Source organism: Candidatus Methylomirabilota bacterium, assembly GCA_028870115.1.
Classification (GTDB): domain Bacteria; phylum Methylomirabilota; class Methylomirabilia; order Methylomirabilales; family Methylomirabilaceae; genus Methylomirabilis.
This window is the reverse complement of sequence record JAGWQH010000028.1, coordinates 1-20,027: the sequence shown is the minus strand read 5'-3', so window position 1 is coordinate 20,027 and position 20,027 is coordinate 1. Positions and strand designations below refer to the sequence as shown.

15 protein-coding genes are annotated in these 20,027 nt (G+C 57.5%); 13 read left to right on the top strand and 2 right to left on the bottom strand.

Going from position 1 to position 20,027, the window contains the following annotated elements:
* The first annotated feature begins 54 nt into the window (after positions 1–54).
* From KGL31_02445 to KGL31_02405, 9 genes are all read left to right on the top strand, one after another.
* The gene (locus KGL31_02445) at positions 55–861 is read left to right on the top strand and encodes a mechanosensitive ion channel (protein MDE2320765.1); all 807 of its coding nucleotides are present in this window, start codon (positions 55–57) and stop codon (positions 859–861) included.
* A gap of 32 nt (positions 862–893) precedes the next feature.
* The gene (locus tag KGL31_02440) at positions 894–4,460 is read left to right on the top strand and encodes a DUF748 domain-containing protein (protein MDE2320764.1); all 3,567 of its coding nucleotides are present in this window, start codon (positions 894–896) and stop codon (positions 4,458–4,460) included.
* 107 nt (positions 4,461–4,567) lie between these two features.
* Positions 4,568–5,281, top strand: a complete 714-nt coding sequence (locus KGL31_02435; GenBank protein ID MDE2320763.1) for a hypothetical protein — start codon at positions 4,568–4,570, stop codon at positions 5,279–5,281.
* Between the two features lie 7 nt (positions 5,282–5,288).
* The gene (locus KGL31_02430; GenBank protein ID MDE2320762.1) at positions 5,289–7,013 is read left to right on the top strand and encodes a cbb3-type cytochrome c oxidase subunit I; all 1,725 of its coding nucleotides are present in this window, start codon (positions 5,289–5,291) and stop codon (positions 7,011–7,013) included.
* Between the two features lie 17 nt (positions 7,014–7,030).
* The gene (locus KGL31_02425; GenBank protein ID MDE2320761.1) at positions 7,031–7,597 is read left to right on the top strand and encodes a heme-copper oxidase subunit III; all 567 of its coding nucleotides are present in this window, start codon (positions 7,031–7,033) and stop codon (positions 7,595–7,597) included.
* A 77-nt stretch (positions 7,598–7,674) separates the two neighbouring features.
* Positions 7,675–7,953 (top strand): cytochrome C oxidase subunit IV family protein, encoded by a 279-nt coding sequence (locus KGL31_02420; protein MDE2320760.1) that lies wholly within the window; start codon positions 7,675–7,677, stop codon positions 7,951–7,953.
* Between the two features lie 62 nt (positions 7,954–8,015).
* On the top strand, positions 8,016–9,134 hold the full coding sequence (gene thiO / locus KGL31_02415; protein ID MDE2320759.1) for a glycine oxidase ThiO: 1,119 nt from the start codon (positions 8,016–8,018) through the stop codon (positions 9,132–9,134).
* Positions 9,135–9,661: 527 nt separating this feature from the next.
* Positions 9,662–10,870 carry a hypothetical protein gene (locus KGL31_02410; protein ID MDE2320758.1) on the top strand — a complete coding sequence of 403 codons (1,209 nt, stop codon included), beginning with the start codon at positions 9,662–9,664 and terminating at the stop codon, positions 10,868–10,870.
* Between the two features lie 62 nt (positions 10,871–10,932).
* A complete protein-coding gene (locus tag KGL31_02405) occupies positions 10,933–11,937 on the top strand; it encodes a hypothetical protein (GenBank protein ID MDE2320757.1) in 1,005 nt (334 codons plus the stop codon).
* Positions 11,938–12,222: 285 nt separating this feature from the next.
* Here KGL31_02405 and KGL31_02400 read toward each other — a convergent pair whose 3' ends face one another.
* Positions 12,223–13,239: an IS3 family transposase gene (locus KGL31_02400; protein MDE2320756.1), complete on the bottom strand. Its 1,017-nt coding sequence runs from the start codon at positions 13,237–13,239 to the stop codon at positions 12,223–12,225.
* The gene (locus KGL31_02395; protein MDE2320755.1) at positions 13,239–13,742 is read right to left on the bottom strand and encodes a transposase; all 504 of its coding nucleotides are present in this window, start codon (positions 13,740–13,742) and stop codon (positions 13,239–13,241) included. The genes KGL31_02400 and KGL31_02395 overlap by 1 nt, the downstream gene beginning before the upstream one ends.
* 320 nt (positions 13,743–14,062) lie before the next feature.
* On the opposite strand from KGL31_02395, the gene KGL31_02390 reads away from it, so the two are divergent.
* The 4 genes from KGL31_02390 (at position 14,063) to KGL31_02375 (ending at position 20,012) form a co-directional block, all read left to right on the top strand.
* The gene (locus tag KGL31_02390) at positions 14,063–15,229 is read left to right on the top strand and encodes a protein kinase family protein (protein MDE2320754.1); all 1,167 of its coding nucleotides are present in this window, start codon (positions 14,063–14,065) and stop codon (positions 15,227–15,229) included.
* 260 nt (positions 15,230–15,489) lie between these two features.
* On the top strand, positions 15,490–15,999 hold the full coding sequence (locus KGL31_02385) for a hypothetical protein (GenBank protein MDE2320753.1): 510 nt from the start codon (positions 15,490–15,492) through the stop codon (positions 15,997–15,999).
* A 1,026-nt stretch (positions 16,000–17,025) separates the two neighbouring features.
* Entirely contained in the window at positions 17,026–17,832 is an 807-nt protein-coding gene (locus KGL31_02380; protein ID MDE2320752.1) for a lipase family protein, read from the top strand.
* A 392-nt stretch (positions 17,833–18,224) separates the two neighbouring features.
* Complete coding sequence (locus KGL31_02375; GenBank protein ID MDE2320751.1) at positions 18,225–20,012, top strand: IS1634 family transposase; 1,788 nt, start codon at positions 18,225–18,227, stop codon at positions 20,010–20,012.
* Positions 20,013–20,027 lie beyond the last annotated feature (15 nt).

Below are 20,027 nucleotides of genomic sequence, written 5' to 3'. Positions count from 1 at the left end.
AGTAAGGATGACAACGGCGAATCACAACAACGAGGGAAAGCCTACACTATGAGTATGACGATGTCGCCGACAGATCTCGTAATCGACCTTACCATCCGTTACGGATTCAAGGTCCTCGGGGCCATGGTTATCCTTGCAGGCGGTCTGCTCGTGGCCCGATGGATCGGGAACATCGTCCATTCATGGATTGCGCATCAGCAGATTGAGCCTCCGATCAGAATTTTGATCGTCCGCCTTATCCGGATGGCGGTGGTCCTCCTGACGTTCGTCGTAGTGATTGATAACCTCGGGGTTCAGATCACACCGTTCCTCGCCGGCATCGGGGTGGCCGGGGTCGGTATCGGGCTGGCGCTGCAGGGCGTCCTGAGTAACGTGGTCGCGGGCCTGACGATCATCTTTACAAAACCGTATCGTGTCGGCGAGTACATCGAGCTGGCTGGGGAGCAGGGTGAGGTTCACATGATCGATCTCTTTTCGACGACACTCGTTCATCCGGACCTCTCGAAGATCGTCATTCCCAACCGCAAGATCGTTGGGGAGATCCTGCACAACTTCGGGACCATGCGTCAACTGAACCTGAAGGTGGGGGTAGCGTATGGTACCAACCTGGATCACACACTGGGCATCGTGCGCCAGGTATTGGAGAACAGCGCATATGTGCTGAAGGAGCCGACCTCCCTCGTCGGCATCACTTTGCTTGACGACTCAGCCATCATTATCTCGATTCGCCCGTGGGTCAAAGTCAACGAATATGACACGGCCCAGGCCGAGCTCTATCAAGCCATTGTTGAGCGGTTCCAGGCCGGTCGCATCGCCATTCCGTTTCCGCAACGGGAGGTGCGTTTGGTGTCCGAGCAATGAGACCTTTAGTATTATCGTCGTTGAGCCGACTGATGCCCATGCATCGTATCCGGAAACTGCTCATCTGGTTTGGCGCGGTCTTCGTCGCCGTGACGGTCTTTGCGTTTTTTGGCCTCCCTCCCCTTATGCGATCGTATCTGATACGAACACTTTCGGACACGCTTCACCGCGAGGTGACGATCCAACAGATCAGGATCAATCCGCTCACGCTATCACTGACCGTCAGAGGCGTCATGGTTAAGGAGCGTGGGACACCCGAAACGTTCGCGTCGTTTGATCAGCTCTTCATTAATCTCCAAAGCTTTTCTGTGTTCCGCTGGGCTCTGATTCTGAAGGAGGTGAGGCTCGATCGGCCCTACATCCGGATCGTCCGCCATCAGGACGGCTCCTACAACTTCTCCGATCTTCTGGCGGGGGGTGGCTCGGGCCAGGGTGGCGGAGCAGCCCCCAGCAGGTTCTCATTCAATAATATTCGGATCGTGGACGGCAGCATGGACCTCCTGGATCAGCCTAAGCAGACAAGTCACACCGTCAGGGATATGAACATCGCCATCCCATTTATCTCGAATTACCCCTACTATATCGAGACATCGGTCGAGCCCAGAATATCGGCAACGATCAACGGCAGTCAGTATGTCCTTGAAGGCAAGACAAAACCGTTTGCCTCGTCCCGGCAGACCGCGTTCGATATCGAGATCACCGATCTCGATATTCCCCACTATCTTGCCTATCTGCCGCTGAAAACCAACTTCGCGATCCGTTCAGGAAAGCTGACCGTCAAGGCGCAACTCTCTTTTGTTCAACATCCACAACCAGCGTTGACAGTAGAAGGCCACGTCGCCTTGCGCCAGCTTTCCGTCAGCGACGCGCAGGATCGGTTACTCCTGACGCTTCCGCTTCTGGATCTCTCGCTCGCACCCACAGAACCGCTTGCCGGGCTGTTCCACGCAGCATCCGTGACGCTGGAATCGCCTGAACTGTTCATCAGGCGCGATAGGGCCGGGATGACGAACCTTCAGACCCTCTTCCCCCGGAATGCTGATACCCCAACTGATGCCAAGGCCCAAGACAACTCTACCCCTATCATCATAGACATTGATGGGATACGGCTGATCAAGGGGATGCTCTCCTTTTCAGATGCGGCCACGGCGATTCCATTCACAACGGTGTTGAACCCTGTCGAACTGCGCGTGGAGCATTTCAGCACCAGGGGTCGAACGCCGGCGACCTTTGCCTTACAGGTCAAAACGGAGGTCGGTGAAGAGGTCGCGCTCAATGGCGATCTCTCCCTCGATCCTCTCACAGTGAAAGGGCAAGCATCCCTTCAGTCCATCGCACTGAAAAAATACTCGCCGTATTATGCCGACAGACTGTTGTTCGACGTGCAGGCGGGAACCCTCGGACTTTCTACTCAGTATGTATACAAGTCAGGTGACACCGCGGATGCCGGAGTCAATCTTTCGGATCTTTCCGTCTCCATCGCCTCACTGAAACTCAAAAAGCGGGATGAGACAGAAGCATTCGCGGTGATTCCCTTTATTGGCGTTAAGAAGACACGTCTGGATCAGCCGACACGGGAACTTGTGATCGGCGAGTTCTCGACGACCAAGGGCTCACTCGCACTCAGGCGGAACCCTGAAGGTCAATTCAATATCCAGACCCTATTTACACCATCTCCTGCTCAGAATTCGGCGACGACCCAACCCAACATCACCTCTACTGAAAGACCCTGGCTGGTTACGGTCGAGAAGGTGATGGCCGAAAAGTATGCGATCAAACTTGAGGATCAATCGCCTGTCGAGCCGGCCAGCCTCGTCGCCGAGGATATCAGCTTGAGGGCAAACGCCCTGACGACCAGGAAAGGTCGTCAGGGTACGACCGCTGTCTCTTTCCGTTTGAATAAGGGGGGGACCATCATGGTCAAAGGGCCCGTCGGCATCACCCCGCTGTCCGCGCGATTGACCGTAAGTCTCAAAGATATCGATCTTCGCCCTCTTCAACCCTATTTCACTGATCGCGTTAAGATCCACGTCACACAGGGCGCCGTATCAACCGAGGGTTATCTGTCAGTGACTCACCAGGATGGAACGGGCTTGCAGGCTGTCTACAAGGGGGACGTATCGTTGACGCAGTTCGGATCGGTTGACAAGGCTCATGCGCAGGATTTTCTGGCCTGGCAGTCCCTCGCGTTCGGCGACCTCAATGTAGGCTATAATCCGACGTACGTCCATATCGGTAAGGTCGCGCTGACCGACTTCTACGCCCGCCTGATCGTGTATCCCGATGGCTCCGTCAACCTCGCGCAGATCATGGAAAAGGGGACGCGCGAGGCAAAGCCGTCTCTCCCGAATACATCGCCGACCACGCCGCAGCCCGCCCCAGCCCAAGTCTCCGGTAAGACCGGCGCTGACGTTCAAATCCAGACGGTCACCCTCCAGGGGGGACGCATTAACTTTTCAGATACTTCGCTGAAACCGGCCTACTCCATGGACCTGACAGAAATCGGTGGGAGGGTATCCGGACTGTCGTCCGGTGAAACCACCCTCGCGGATGTCGAGTTACGTGGCAAAGTCAATCAGTTCGCCCCCCTCGAAATCGTAGGAAAGATCAACCCGCTGCGCGAGGACCTCTTCGTAGACCTGAAAGCCAGGTTCAAGGACATGGACCTCAGCTCGATGACCCCCTACTCCGGAAAATATATCGGCTACACGATCGAGAAGGGCAAACTCTCCTTCGATGTGAATTATCAGATCGCCAAGCGGAGACTCGATGCAAAAAATAATCTATTCCTGGACCAGATGACGCTTGGGGAGAAGGTGGAGAGTCCTACCGCCACAAACTTGCCAGTTAGATTGGCCATCGCCCTCCTCAAGGACAGAAAAGGAGAGATCCATCTCGACCTCCCGGTGACCGGCAGCCTTGATGACCCTGAATTCAGCGTCTGGAAGGTTGTTATTAAGATCCTTATTAATCTCATCTCAAAGGCGGCAACGGCCCCATTTACCCTGCTTGGGGCGCTTCTCGGGGGTGGAGAGGAACTGGGGTATCTCGAGTACGAGCCTGGGAGCGCTGCCGTGGCCGATGCGAACGTCAAAAAGATTGAGATGCTGATCAAGGCACTGTATGAGCGGCCATCGCTGAAGCTCGAGATCGAAGGCCATGTTGATCTTGAGAAGGACAAAGAGGGGTTGCGGCAGCACCAGTTCATGGGGAAGCTGAAGGTCCAGAAATTCAATCAGCGCCTCAAGCAAGGACAGCCGTCGATCCCGGTCGATGAACTGAACATCGAATCCGCTGAGTACGAGCGGTACCTGACACTGGCCTACAAAGCTGAAACATTTCCTAAGCCACGCAACCTCTTGGGATTTGCGAAGGATCTACCGGTTCCTGAAATGGAAAAGCTGATACTGACCCACATCCAGATCAAGGACGATGATCTGCGACTGCTGGCCTCTCAGCGCGCCTTAAAGGTTAAGGACGCCATCCTGCGATCGAACAAGGTTGAGCCGGAACGGCTGTTCATCGTCGAACCCAAGTCGCTGGCGCCTGAGAAACGCAACGCACTGAAGCAGAGCCGCGTTGATTTTAGAATCCGCTAGACAGGATTAACATTGACACCGCCCCAGGCGAATGTTAGAAACCCTTACGTAGGTCATGAGGCGCATGTCTGTCACAATGTGGTGAGTCTGATCGAGGTGAGTGAGATATGTTCCTGGACTGGCTTCCCGAGAATATCTCAACCTTTGGAGGGGAGATTGACTCAATCCTCCGGCTTATCTTTTACATCACGCTGCCTTGGTTCATCGTGACCATAGGAGCGCTGCTCGGCTTTGTGCTGTTGTTCCGCCGCCGTGATGGAAAACGGGCTGCCTATATTACCGGCGACGGGCTTTCAGGGGCCGCATGGTTGCTTATCCCGACCGCGCTCGTCCTCATGCTCGACCTGTGGATCGATTTTCGTGGAGGCGATGCCTGGGCGAAAGTCAAGCTCCACGTGCCACCGAGCGAGATCCAGGTGCAGGTGACCGGAAAGCAGTTCAACTGGGAGATCCTCTATCCAGGACCGGACGGCCAGTTCGGAACGGCAGATGATCTGCAGATCGACAACGAGCTGCACGTTGCAGTCAACAGGGTCGTCGGTGTCACACTCAAGTCAAAGGATGTCATCCATAGCTTGTACCTGCCAAATGTGCGCCTGCAACAGAATGTGATACCCGGACGCGAGTTTCATGCCTGGTTCCAGGCCACAAAGCCCGGTGTCTTCGAGATCCCCTGCGCGGAGCTCTGCGGATTCGGCCACTCTGGAATGATCGGACATCTGATCGTCCACACGGCTGAGGAGTACGACAAGTGGGTGAAGGAGCAGTGGCCTTCCGCCACAGGAGATGAAATATCACGTCACACCTTGTCAAGGAAATAGATCAACCATGAGTCATCGCGCACGATCAGACTCCATTCCCTCGTCTGTGGCCCGTAGCGCGCATGAGGAGCTTGGCTTTTGGCGGACCTACATCTTCTCGACCGACCACAAAACGATCGCCAAACAGTATCTCAGCCTCGGCCTCTTTATGGCGCTTGTGGGGGGCTATCTGGTCTATGTGATGCGCTGGCAGCTCGCCTTCCCCGACACATCCATCCCTGGATTCGGATTCGTGGGGCCGGAGACGTACAACGCCCTCGTCACGAACCACGGTACGATTATGGTGTTCTTTGTGGCGATGCCGATCCTGCTTGGAGCCTTTGGCAACTTTTTAATCCCACTCATGATCGGAGCCAGGGATATGGCCTTCCCGCGGCTCAATATGCTCTCCTTTTGGATCCTCTTTGCGTCATCGCTCATAATTTTGTCATCCTTCTTTGTTCCCGGGGGGGCGGCGGCGGCCGGTTGGACCGGCTATGCGCCGCTGAGCGCCAGAGCCGAATATACCGGTGTGAACTGGGGAATTAACCTGTGGCTTGTGGCCCACGCGCTTGAGTTTGCCTCATTCCTGATGGGAGGCGTCAATTTTCTCACGACCGCCATCACTATGCGGGCACCGGGGATGACCTTCTTCCGTCTGCCGCTGATGGTCTGGCAGCTACTCACCGCCTCCATCATCTTCTTACTCTCTGTTGGACCTCTCATCGCCGGTGCCGTGATGCTCCTGATGGACCGGCTCTTAGGGACCAGCTTCTTTGTGCCCGAAGGAGGCGGCAACCCGCTGCTCTGGGAGCATCTCTTCTGGTTTTTCGGCCATCCGGAGGTCTATGTCGTCCTGATGCCGGGACTTGGGGCGGTGCTGGAGGTCCTGGCCGTCTTTTCGAGAAAACCGATCTTTGGCTATCGGTGGATCATCTACTCGACGATCTCCGTGGGACTCCTTAGCCTCGTTGTCTGGGCCCATCATATGTTTATCAGCGGCATGGATCCTCGACTGGCGATGCCGTTCAGCATCAGCACGATCTTAATCTCCGTCCCGATTGCGCTCATCGTCTTCTCGATGATTCTCACACTGTGGAGAGGCTCGATCCGGCTTGCAATACCGATGCTCTGGGCTTTGGCTTTCGTCGTCATGTTCATTACCGGGGGACTCACCGGCATCGTCCTTGGTTCTGCACCGGCCAACATTCAGGTCCACGGAACTTACTTTGTCGTGGCCCACTTTCACTACGTCCTGTTAAGCGTCGTCATATTCGGCAGTTTTACCGGCATCTACTTCTGGTTTCCAAAGATGTTCGGTCGGATGATGAATGCGACCCTGGGGAATCTTCACTTTGTGCTTACCTTCATCTTTTTTAATCTCACATTCTTCCCCATGCATGCCGTCGGCCTCGCCGGGATGCCGCGCCGCATCGCAAACCCGCTTCAGTACGAGTTTCTCCAACCGGTTCACTCGTTGAACATCTACATTACAATCAGTGCGATTGGACTCACGTTGGCTCAGTTTCTGTTCCTGATCAACTTTGTCTGGAGCGTTGTAGCCGGCAGGAAGGCGGAGCGCAACCCCTGGGAGGCAGCGACATTGGAGTGGACCGTTCCATCACCGCCGCCCCACGGTAACTGGGGAGAGGCGATCCCAACAGTCTACCGCGGCCCCTATGAGTACAGCCTTCCAGGTGTTCATGAAGATTATCTTCCGCAGGATCGCCCCTTAGCGGCGAGATCTGCCTGAGAGCAGCGTTAACAGGTATGGCCGTCGTAACCGAACAGTTCACTCCCGCGCGTCGTGGCAAGATCGCGCTCTGGTGGTTGATCGCCTCTGAGGTGATGATCTTTGGCGGCGCCATCGGCAGTTATATCATGGCTCGGGCGGCCGGTCCAGGATGGTCGGCAGAGGCCGCCCATCTGAGCACCCCCCTGGCGACGATCAATACCTTTGTCCTGCTGACCAGCAGTATGACGATGGCGATGGCCTTTGCCGCCTACCAAAAGATGGATCAGCGTGGAGTGCGCAAATTCCTGCTGCTCACCATCCTGCTCGGGCTGGCGTTCCTCGGCATCAAAGCCTATGAGTATACCTCCCACATTATGGAGGGCGCCGTACCGTGGAGCGGTTCCTTCTGGTCCTTTTACTATATGCTGACGGGACTGCACGCGCTACACGTCCTCGCCGGGATTGTTGTGAACTTCATCCTGTTGCTGGCGGCAGGGAAGGGATTGAACACCGGCTATCGCATCGAAGTTGCGGGGTTATACTGGCACTTTGTTGACATCGTGTGGATCTTTCTCTTTCCACTGCTCTATCTTTCGTACTAAAACTATGATATTAGTACCTGCGTCTGCTGTATATGCGCCCGACGAGTCGTCGAGTTGTTGTGTAAAGGATACGCCAAGTGACTGCTGAACAGGTTCACCCTCACTATGTAGCGATCTGGATATGGCTGGTCGTATTGATGCTGGCCGGGGTCCTCGCTACCCTGTTACCCATTGAGAAGTCGGCTGTTGTTGGCCTGATCTTCGCCATTGCAGCCGTCAAGGCGGTGCTTGTCGCACTGAACTACATGCACCTGAAATCTGAAAATTGGCTGATCTACGCTCTGGCGATCGTTCCAGTGCTACTCGCTGTTGCCATGACCTTGGTCCTTTTTCCAGACATCGTTTTTCACCATTGAGCGCAACTTTTAGTGCAACGTAACGATTTCCCTATAGATACATACGGTACCCTCATATAACCATGGCTAAAGGCGCGGATGTTATCATCATCGGTGGCGGGATTATCGGCGTGGCCTGCGCCTACGCCCTGACCCGAGCTCACGTTAAGCGTGTCGTCCTGATCGAGCGTGGAAAGCTCGGGCGTGAGGCGTCGCGGGCTTCTGCAGGTATGCTGGTGCCTCAAGGCGAGGCAGAAGGCCCCGGGCCCTTCCTCGACCTTTGTCTCGCCGCAAGGGATCGCTATCGGACGCTGGCCGATGAGCTTCGGGACGCAACCGGAGAGGACATTGAATATTGCCGATGGGGACTGCTGTATCTCGTCGATCCGACCGAGCATGAAGCCGCCAAAGGACGAGCCGCCTGGCAGCGAGCGGCCGGCCTTCGCGTAGAGGAACTTTCGGGACGTGAGGTGCGCGCGTTGGAACCCGTCCTGAATCCTGAGATTGGAGGCGCGCTCTTCTTTCCGGATGAGGCTCATGTTCGACCCTGTACCGTCGTATCCGCGCTGGCGGAGGGAGCCCGTGCCGGCGGCGCACAGATTCTGGAGAACGTCGAGGCGATCGACTTCGTTCTCGACGAGGACCGGGTGCGAGGTGTCAACGTCGGCGGTAAGACGTTCCTGGCAGATACCGTGGTGGCGTGCGCCGGCGCATGGTCCGGCCGCCTCTTGGATCTCATCGGCCACGGGCTGCCCATGGAGCCTGTGCGAGGTCAGATCGTTCGGACCCGGTTTGACCGGCCCCTGTTGACTCATCTTGTCTGGGGCTCATTGGGGTATCTTGTTCCGCGACTCAACGGAGAGCTTTTGATCGGGACTACGGTTGAGCAGGCGGGATTCGCTTCAACCCCCACTCTCGCCGGTGTGACAGGGCTGTGCGGGGCTGCCAAGGCGATGGTGCCGACTTTGATGTCCGCGCCGTTCGACAGAGTATGGGCCGGACTACGTCCACGCCTACCGGACGGGCTGCCTGCCATTGGCCGCTTTGCGAATATCCCGAATCTGGTCGTGGCTACGGGCCACTACCGTAGCGGGATCCTGCTGGGACCGCTGACCGGAGAGTTGCTCGCCGACCTCATTCTTGGCAAGAAACCGCCATTCCCCCTCGAGGCTTTCTCCCCTGATCGATTCGCCGGGCAATAGGAGCCTGTCCTGCCCCCCCGTTCGTGCTGAGCCTGTCGAAGCACATCATTGGGTTTGCGCATCAGGCTCATCTATGGACTCAAACGAAGAAATCGCGCACTCATCCCGACTAAAATCCGCCAGGCGTCCGATCCTGGTGCAGGTTAGTGGTTGTAACCTACACTGCCAACCCCCTCCAGTGCGGCCCTCAATACGGCTCTTTTTTCCGGTTCTTCCGGGTTTCGTGTGGGTGAAGGTCTAGATCGTCCGTGTCTGGGTGAGCCGGTTCATCCTCCGTTCCCGCTGGTCGGAGTTAGACCATGTACGCCAAAAAGCGTATTGACGGCATGCAACCTATGAGATTACGTTCAGTCCGACGCAGCAAGCGAGCCTCGGCGTTAGGCGTTACAGCTAACCGCTTAGTGTGTTTTGTGATACCGAGTGTCACTGAAAACTGGCTAGCGACGGCTATTGTCTCATAGGAAGACGGTCGGCTCGAATAATCCTTGAGCCTTCCGACCACTGCACTCAGAAGGAGGAGGTCTTCGATGCGTGTTGCTCGCCTGCTTCACCGGCTGACGATTGCACTGTGCGTCGTCGCGGCCGGATGCGCCACCCTCGATCAGCCGCTTCGCGAACTGCCCAGACTGTCCCTTCCGCCTCAGTCAAGGGTATACGAGAAGATCCAACACGACAAGGAACTCGCCAGGCGATTTCTCGTCTGTAGCGGCGAGACCTATGGTGAGCCGTCTCCGGGCGAGCCGGCCGACGTCGGGTCCGGACCCGGAGTCAGCAGTGCAGAGCCGGAGGTCGCGGCAGGCAGGGCGGCGGCGTTGGTCGATCGGGTGGTGCGGGACCTTCACATCACGGTTGACGAGGCCCGACACGATCTACGCGAGCGGGTCACGGACTTGGTCGATCTGGGCGGACATGGCCTGACGTTAGGGCCGCTCGCTCGGAGGCTCAAGGGCACCATCGACTCGAGCCAGCACAAGCTCGAACTGGGTCGGTACACAGCTCTCCTTGCCGCCACGCCGCAGTTGGTTGAGCATCTGCATGCGCGCATTCGGTACGACGAAGCCCAGATGGCTCAGACAGGATCGCGAGTCGAACGCCTATTGGTGGCCTATAACAAAGCCTATTTCGGCGAGATCACATTTAAAGTCGCGCCGGAAGAAGCCCGGCGGGGTGCAGCAGGCATGACGATCACAGGGGTGGTCCGGAGCGCCTCAGACGGGTTTGTGGACCGCAACGGCGCAACGCTCGTGTTTCCGGGCTTGTCCGCTGATGTGCTCGTCGCGAAGAATTCCTTGCTCGTCCAGGCCGGGTCGGCGGACTCTCGTCGTGTCGCATCGGATCTGGCTCGGATCTTCATGGAAGCCGTGTTCGATGCCGCGTTTCAAGTCCCGGCCGCGGAGAGGGCGACGGCCCTGAAGATGGCGGGATATCCGAAGTTTGATGCGAACAGCCCTCCGATTCCGATTGACGACTTTGCGAAGGTCACCACCGATGCGCTCCGGGCCGAAGCCGCAGCGACGTCCCATATGGGAGAGTGGGTGCGAGGCGGGGGAGGCCTCGGCATCAACAATGAGACGCTGGCGAGCGTCATCGAGACGGCCGCCGGCGTCATCGCCAAGAAGCTGACGGAACACGAGCTATTTTGCTACTACCTCGTGACCTCCGGCAAGGCGCGCGCCGATCGCCAGGACGCGCGAGGCGATGCGGACCGGGTCGCTAACACCTCTGGAGGTCGGTGAGGCGGGCATTGTAAGCGCAGTGAATCACCCGTCTGTCTGCCATCACAAAGGAGAAACCACCCATGACCCAACACAGCCAGATCCAACACGTGGTGATCATCGTTAAGGAGAATCATTCCTTTGACAATTACTTCGGCACCTTCCCGGGCGCCAACGGTATCAAGCTGGCGTCCGCGCCCAATCCGCCGAATGACGATCCGAATCATCGACATGAAGCGTGGATGAAGCGCGATGCAGATGCCGTCCATCGGATTCAGTACAAAGAGGCCGATATCCCTGGCTACTTCAAGCTCGCGAAGAAATTTACTCTCTGCGACAACTACTTTTCTGAAGTCGCCGGGCCGTCGACGCCCAATCACCTGATGCTGATCGCGGCAGCCGCGCCGATTATCAACAATCCGGCCCATCATTATCGGCCCAGCCCGACGGACGCATATGACTTGCCGTCGCTACCGATTCTTCTGGAGAACAAAGGTCTGACCTGGGGCAATTACGGCGGCTATCCGTTCCAGTACATTAAGGCGTTGAAGAATCATCCGGGTACTCGCAAGACGGATGAGTTTATTCCTGACGCGACCAACGGACACCTGCCTACCATTTCCTGGCTGTATGCAGAGGGCACACCATCATTGAGTGAGCACCCCAAGCAGAACGTGACCCAGGGAATGCAGTGGACGTTGGACCAGATCAAAGCCGTCGCCGCCGGACCGCAGTGGAACAGTGTGGCGATCTTCGTGACTTTTGACGACTGGGGCGGATGGTTCGATCACGTAACGCCTCAGGTGGTGGAGAAGTGGGACAGCTCAATGGCGCAGCGGTCCCAGGACGCGTTCCCTCAATTCAATGGAGAACCTTTTCGTTACGGGTCACGCGTGCCATGCCTGGTAGTCAGCCCGTATGCGAAACAGGGCTACATCTCAAAAGTCCTGCATTCGCACGTTAGCCTGGTGCGTTTCTGTGAAGACGTGTTCAATTTGCCGCATCTGAATAAACGAGACGCCCACGCCGACGGCATGGCCGATTGTTTTGATTTTACTCAAGCACCAAAGCCTTTTCCGAAACTTTAGGACGATTGAAGTTTGCTACTGGACACGTTGCGCTGGCTCGAAGTGGGAGGTGTGCTCGTTAGCTGAGATCGCAGTTTTTCAGTCAGCGAACCGTCACCGCAGTTGCGTGGGCGTGCTCTGAAATAGCAGAACACTTGAATTGTATTGTCGTTTTTGTCGATTTAGCTTATCGCACTAACGCACCTATAAATCGAATCGAATGCCCTATACTCCGGTGTCAATTATGCACTGCGTATTCCGATCAACGGAATGTGTCAATGATTTTGAGACACCTGGTATCCGAATTTAGTGTCGCGTCTCCTCGCTCACGGACGCCGGCTTCGGCTTGTTGATCCACGCCGCCTCCGGCAGCGCCGGAGGAACCGGGATCTTGCGGACGAACCGCTCCGGATGGGCCGCATAGGCGGCCTGGAGTACCGCGGCGCGGGCCGCGCGCACCTCGTCCGCCAAGCCGTAGTGCACGACCGCCGGCGTCAGCAGGCCGATGCCGGTATGTCGATGCGCGGTGTTGTACCAGAGGAAAAAGTCCTGACAGAAGCCCCGGGTATCTTCGATGCTGCCGAAGCGCTCTGGGAAGTCCGGCCGGTACTTGAGGGTCTTGAACTGGGCCTCGGAGTACGGGTTGTCATCGCTGGTGTGCGGTCGGCTGTGCGTCTTGGTCACGCCCAGATCGGCCAGCAGGAAGGCGACCGATTTGGACGTCATGGACGACCCCCGATTCGCATGGATCGTCAGGCAGCCTTTCTCGATGTGCTGCTTGTCGCAGGTCTCCCGGATCAGCGTCTCGGCCAGGGCCGCCGATTCCGCCGGGGCGATCATCCAGCCCACCACGTAGCGGCTGAAGATATCGAGAATGACATAGAGGTAGAAATACGACCACGTCACGGGGCCGAGGAGCTTCGTAATGTCCCAGGACCAGACCTGGTTCGGGGCCGTGGCCAGCAGCTCGGGTGTCTGATACACCGGGTGGCGGAGCTGATTCCGACGCTCCTTGACCTCGGTGTGGTCGTTGAGGATGCGGTACATGGTGCGGATAGAGCACCGATAGTCGCCTTCATCCAGCAGAGCCGCATAGACCTCATGGGGCGCCTGATTCACAAACCGGTCCGCGTGCAGCAGGTCGAGCACCCCCTGCCGTTCGTCGGCAGACAGGGCACGCGCAGGGCTCAGCCGCCTCGTGGGCTCCACAGGAGGCGCATTGTTCCGGGCTTGCGTCCGATAGAACCCGGCACGGGACAGGCCGAGTGCGTCGCAGGCCGGCGTGATCCCCACCTCGGAGGCCAGGGTGCGCGCGACGGTCATCAGTCGCTGTCTCCTGCCTCGACGGTCGCCAGCGGGATCCCCAACATCTGCGAGACTTTGTTTTGAACGTCCATGATGAGTTCGGCCTGTCGAAGGCGCCGCGTCAGCCGTTCGTTCTCCGTGCGGAGCTGGGCATTCTCGCGCCGCAGCGGATCGCGACCTGGGGCCTTGCGACCCCGCTTCTGTGGCGTCAGCGCGGACAGGGTGCCGGCCTCCCGCTGACGTCGCCAGGTCGTGAGGTCCGACGAATACAGCCCCTCCCGGCGCAGGAGCGCTCCCCGGCTTCCCGGCACCGTGCAGGCATCGGCGAGCTTTAGGATACGCAGCTTGTCGGCGGCGGTAAAGCGTCGCCTGGCCGCCTTGGCCGGCACCTCGGGATCGGCCGGAGCTGCTGAGGCAGCCCGCTGCGGCTCGGCGGTGCGTACTGGGTCGACCCACGGACGTGCGGGGATTCGGCGGGCGACTGGGATGCCCTGACGTGCGTTGATCGTGTCAGTTCTCATGATGTGTGCTCCTCCCCGCCCTCTACACTAATTTACAGGGGGGGCAGGTGTCTCACTATTATTGGCACAGAGGGCAATCTGCCACCTATTCCAATCGCAAACCGGTCACCGATTCCGATTGAACTCGGCCAGGCGTTCCGATGCTTGTGCGGGTTAGTGGTTGAAATCTATACTGCGGGGAACCCAGGAAAGTGGCTGGGTGCTTTGTCGCAAGATGTCACCCAGAAGCCTCTTGACGCCTCTGCTTGTCTGCCGATAAAATCTGGCCATCTGCTGGCCGCGGCCAAGACCATTCCCCAGAAAGCAAAAAGTGAAAGTAAATGGATCATTCCAATCGATGGAAAATCATTGAAGAGCTCCCCGAAGGGGGGCAGGGAAAAGTCTACCGCGCCCTCGATGGCTCCAAGTTTGATGTAGAGGGTCATCTTCGACCGGCCTTAAGAAAAGCGATTGTATACTTGGCCCAATCCGATTTCCAAGAGCCGAAGAAGGATCACTTCGACGCGTTTCGGGAATCGGTGGTTGCTCTTGTTCAAATGGAAGACCCATCTCATCATGGCGCTCTGAAAGTTCTGCATCAACCCAAAGAGGCAAGAGATCCCGACCGAGCTGACGCCCGCATAAGGTGCGAAATTCAAGCGATGTCCGATATTTCGCATCCCAATCTCCTAAAGATTCTCGATGCTGATCCAGAATCCAAGTGGTTTGTCTCTCAATACTATCCAAAGGGAACTCTTGCGAAAAATCAAAGCAGATTTTTCGGAGACTTCGCACGTGCACTCAAAGCGTTTCGACCGCTCGTGGAGGGAGCTTCCGAGTTACACAAAAAGGGTTTTGTGCATAGGGATATCAAGCCGCAGAACATTTTCGTTGATGCGGCAGACAATCTGGTTCTCGGGGATTTTGGATTGATTTACTTCGTAGACACTCAACGCACCAGAATTTCAGACAAATGGGAGAACGTAGGAAGCCGCGACTGGATGCCTGGGTGGGCAATGGGGATGCGCGTTGAAACGATAACCCCTGCCTTCGACGTGTTTTGCCTCGGCAAGGTCCTGTGGTACATGGTTTCAGGACTACCGATCCTTCGGCTCTGGTACTTTGAAAGCTCGGAGTTCAACGTAGAAACGAAATTTCCCGAGGCTCGGGCAATTGAGTGGGCGAACCCTCTTCTCAAGAAATGCATCGTGGAACACGAGAAAGACTGTCTTCCTGATGCAAGCAGGCTGCTTGCGGAGATTGATCAAGTCTTATCTCTAATTGACGATAACGCCTGTCGTCTTGATCTTAAGGCTAAACGGCGCTGCAAGGTATGCGGGCTTGGGACCTACCGAATTGCTGCGGATCGAAAGCGAGCCCTACTGGCAAACATGGGGGTTAATCCAACTGGCGCTGGCACATATAGGATTTTCACATGTTCCCACTGTGGGCACGTCCAGTGGTTTTATTTCGACGGGGGGGAGCCATCAGACGCCTGGCGCGAATAGGGCAAACTAGATCGAGCAAGTTTATCTGCCAATTGATGCGTTGAATTTTTGATCCCCTTCGTCGACATTAAGGGCGCCTCATGATACAAGGAACTTACCGGCCAGATGTGTGTGCATGACCAACATTGAGGGTGGTACAACAATTGGGGGCAGTTCACCGCCGTACTTGGCGGCGCCCCCACCGGCATGGTATTCTACATTCCCTCATAAACTCCGGAAAAAACCCTGTAAATGATAGCGCGCAACCTAAGGAGGACGAAATGGAGAGGAAGCCCAAAGAATTGGAAATGAAGAAACACTTCGAAGCATTGGTCGGTCACGAAGTCGACGCGGCTACGGCTCGGGCTGGAACGTTCAATCTATTTGTGCCCAAGGGAACATATTCATCCTCGGACGGTCTCGCCACCTGGGTTAATCTTCTCTTCCCGCCGCCGTTCAAGTACTGCATTAATGTCAAACTAAGGGATGTAAGTGGAGTTTCTTCCACCGGCAGCGACGGGAAAACAGTCTTTCGACTCTCCGAGTTTGTTTGTGATGCCGCCGCCACGGGCGGCAACGTGTTCGTAGCCGCACCGGTGAATGTAGTTGCCACGCCACTTGCTCAAACGCCTTCCTTCCTCACACTGGACTATTCGCTGATCGATCCAACGGTCAACGGCTTCAAGGACCTCGAAATCAGAGCCTACGCCTGGGGTGCCAACGGAGCGGCGGCGCCGAATGTAGTCTTCGACTGGCGGTGCCGCGTAGTTTCGGTCGAGCAGATGGAGTAGCACTGGGGTGTAAGACCTTTCATCGCGGTGTTTCTCTATCGAGTTGAGCATAGGCGCGGTGTCGCACGGTGCCAAGGGGGGGTGATGGGGAGGGATCCGGTCAAGGCATAAGGATCTGTCATGTGCTGGAACTGTGCGTGAGTCAGGAGACGCACGGAGAGGACGATCTGGTCGTGTGTCGGTGGGCGAACCCGAGAAGCGAGGGATGCCTCTGCCTGAGAGCGATCCGGCAGGCGGATTGGTTGGGTCTCTGAGCGACTGAAGCGGCGTTCCGGGCGAGAGGCCGGTGCGTGCCGGGAGAGGGGTGTCGAGGCCGCCCGACGGGGGCGAGCGAGCAGCGCGACGATGCGGGCAGGGGATCTGGAAGCGCCGAACCCGTGCGGCACTGGCTCGTGGTGGTCTCGGTTGCGTGGTGCACCCCAAACGTGGACACAGGGGTAAGTGGTTGTAACCTATACTGCCAATTCCGCGACTACAGCTCGATCATGTCGGACATCTAAGCTGTCTTTTCCGTTGACACAATTCGGGGAACCACCTGATGATACCGCCGTAGCTATGCCTAGGAAAAAGGAACAATGGCTGATGCGGTGCGGTCCCGCCGAGGGGTGTCCATGACGTCTCACCACGGCCGGCCCAAAAAGCAAATTCCTATCAACCTATCAGCCTAGACCGAAGACTCGCGTGTTTGACAAACCCACTAGCCCAGTGGTACTTTTTTTATCAGCGAAAAAGGGCGTTTAAAATTCCTATATCTACGCCGCTGAGCCATTTGTTCTTGCATGATTCGCTACCCGTGGACTTGCCATCTTTGTGGAGCGGGTAATGCTTCCGGCACCGATGTTTGTGCCTCATGCGACTTTCCGGCAATCGCGTCCGCACGGGATATCGAGCGAGCAATGTACGCCGCGGAGATTCGGCGCTGTGAGGCAAGGCGGTCCGTTTGAGGCACACGCAACGGCCTATAGCACAGCCAATGCCGTGTGGCTCGCGGGGATATCGAGCCTCGCATACGATCCCGTAGCGAAGATGCGCGAAGCTGCCGCTCGTTGGGGACTGAAGACGACATTCCCTGGCGAAACGGTTATGAACCAGCAAGCGCTCTTACTGCACGATGCGGAGAAAGTAATCGTTTCGTTCCGCGGTACACAAGTAAATCGGTTCAAAGGGATTTTCTGGGATGTGTTCACCATTGACCTCTTCGGACATCTGGAGTTCGGATATGTGGGCCAGGATTTGCGGCCGACGACATATGAGGAACGGCGGGACAAAACAAGAGAAGTCAGCCTGTACAGATTCCACTCGGGCTTCAAGGCAGCATTTGAAATGTTGTGGAAACTTTATGAGCTCCCATCGCTGATCGCAGAAGCGTCGGCGGGCGGGAAGCCAATATGGCTGACTGGTCATAGCCTCGGCGGCGCTATTGCGCTCCTCGTGGCCACACAGCTATTGGCGGATGATATCGACGTCCAAGGTGTCTACCTCTTTGGTGCGCCGAGAGTGGGCAATAGTGAATTCGCGAGGGACTACGATCTGCGCATGGGTGATCGCACGTTCCGATTTGTTAATCACGCAGACCTGGTCCCGCGTGTGCCGCTCTTTAGTACGGGATACGTGCATGTCGGCCAGTTGGTCTACTTTGACAGCGCCGGTACTATCCACTTCGACGTGAGCGATGTGCACGCCGTCGCGGATTTCTGGCTGCGCCGCCTGTGGCGCAACTTCGCATCAGTGTTTACGTTCAAGGCCCACTCCATGGAAAGATATGTCGCGTTGGTAGAGCGCGCTGCGGTGCCTGTTACCGAAGATCTACCACATCTTGCAGGGGGTCGCTGAGCGCTCAGCTTCGCGTGAGAAGAGTTGGTTATCCTCCGCTCCCCCTTCTCCCAGGAGAAGCTGCGCTATCAGGCGAAGACCCAGACTGTCATCTACCGCTCCAAGATGCACCCCGTCTCACGCGAAACTTCGAGCTCTTCCCCGCCCTGGACTGGCTGGCCGCCCTCACCGCGCACATCCCCAACCACGGCGAGCACGTGGTCCGGTACTCTGGCTGGTACAGCAACGTTAGCCCATCTTCCGCAGTAGTGGCTCGATCTGCACCAAAAAGACCGCTCGTCGATCAGCCGGACCGCGTCACTCCGTGATCCGGAAGCGCCGGATGCTGAAAACCGCGTGTAGTGCAGAAAAGCCTCTTGCGGTGGACGCCGAGATCGGGCATAACGTCGGGCATGTACTTGCGGCGACATGACAAGCGCGTGGACGGCGAGGAGTACGGCTACTGGTCGCTGGTGGAATCCATCCGCACCGCACGAGGCCCTCGCCAGCGTCTCGTCGCCACGATCGGGAAACTGCCGGGACTGGACCGAGAGGAACGGATCGGCTGGGAAGCCATCGGCCGCCTGCTCACCGGGAAGTCCTCACCACAAGACAGCCTCTTTACACAGACGGTCGAGCCGCCGGCCTGGGTGACCATCGATCTCACTCGCGTCAGAGTCGAGCGGCTGCGACACTTCGGCGAGGTGTATCTGGCCCTGCTTCTGTGGCACCGGCTCGGCTTGGCCACCTGGTGTGCCGCGCAGATGGCCGAAGGCCGAGAAGCGATCCCATGGTCCGTCATGGCCTGCCTCCTGACCATTGCACGCTTTTGCGCCCCGTCGTCGGAACTGCAGATTGCCGACTCCTGGTATGCCAAGACCGCGCTGGAGGACCTGGTCGGCGTACCCACGGACAGGATCAACGACGATCGCCTCTACCGCGCCCTGGATGCGCTGCTGCCACACAAAGACGCCCTGTGCCGACACCTGCAGGACCGCTACGGCGAACTCTTTGGGGCGACCTTCGACTTTCTGTTTTACGATATCACCTCCGCCTATTGGGAAGGCCGGGCGCACGGGAATCCGCAGGCCAGGAGAGGCTACAGCCGCGATGGCCGCCCGGACTGTCCCCAGGTCTGTATCGGCCTGGTGACGAGCCGGGAGGGCTTGCCCCTGGCCTTTGAAGTCTTCGACGGCAATCGTCCCGATGTCACCACCACCAAGGACATGGTGCTGACCATGGAGCGCAAGTACGGTCAGGCCGATCGGATCTGGGTCATGGACCGGGGGATGGTCAGCGAAGACAACATGGAGTTTCTGCGGCAGCGGGGTGCACGCTACCTCGTCGGGACCCCGAAGTCGATGCTCAGAAAGTTCGAGCACGAGCTGCTGGCCCACGACTGGGAGGAGGTGCAGCCCGGTGTCGAGGTCAAGCGGTGTGCGTCACCGGACGGCGGAGCGGACACCTTTGTGCTGTGCCGGTCCGCACGCCGGAAAGACAAGGAGGCGGCCATCCTCGACCGGTTTCTTATCCGCCTGGAGGCTGGACTGCACAGCCTGCAAGCCCAGGCCGACCAGGGCCGACTCCGGGATCGGCAAAAGGCCGAACGTCGCATCGGACGGCTCCTGGAGCGCAATAGCCGGGCCGCCTCCCTCTTCACCGTGACGGTGACGGAAACCGTGATGGGTCAGGAGACGCGATTGGCCATCGAGATCATCAAGCACGACGACCGGTATCGGTGGGCGCTGCAGAGCGGCGGCAGTTATCTCCTGCGCACCAACTGGCAGGAGGCTGATCCGACGACCATCTGGAGGCGCTATATCCAGTTGACCGAAGTGGAAGAGGCCTTCAGGACCGAAAAGTCGGATCTCGGGATGCGGCCGATCTACCATCAGCGACAGGACCGGACCCAGGCCCATATCCTGGTCTGTTTTCTGGCCCTGGCCATGTGGCGAACGCTGCAGCAGTGGATGAAGGCGGCTGGACTCGGCACCGCGCCGAGAAAGCTCCTTGAGGAGATGCGGGAGGTGCGATCCTTGGATGTCCTGCTGCCTGCGAAAGATAAGACCATCCGGCTGAGAGTGGTCTCTACCCCTTCAAAAGCCCTGAGGGTGCTGCTCCAGCGGATGAACATCTTGCTGCCCAACCGGCCCAAGATCATTGACAATGTAGTGCAGAAAACGGCCGAATCAGGGCTGTAACTGTTTGACGTTATT